Here is a 235-nt window from a genome sequence, read left to right as displayed (position 1 = left end):
CTCCCGAACCCAGCGCTGCCGCGTCACTGCCGCTGGCACTGGCGGTGCCGGTACCGCTTGCCTTGACGTAGCGGGCGATGCCATCGGCGGTTGCGGCAACGGCATCGAGCTGGCCGCGGTTGACCGCATCGGTGCGTTCGGTACCCGCGGCGACGCGGGTGATCTGGCGATCACTGGTGCTGCTGCCCACCGAGACGGTGTTGGCACGATCAGCCACCGAGCCCGAACCCAACGC

The 235-nt window shown here is 69.8% G+C and carries 1 pseudogene; it reads right to left on the bottom strand.

The features are described 5' to 3' along the window. Positions 1-190 (bottom strand): annotated as a pseudogene (locus RMT89_RS45465) (hypothetical protein); the annotation flags it as partial. Between the last annotated feature and the right edge of the window lie 45 nt (positions 191-235).

The organism is Streptomyces sp. P17 (genome assembly GCF_032436805.1).
Lineage (GTDB): Bacteria > Actinomycetota > Actinomycetes > Streptomycetales > Streptomycetaceae > Streptomyces.
This window is presented reverse-complemented; position numbering and strand designations above follow the sequence as displayed.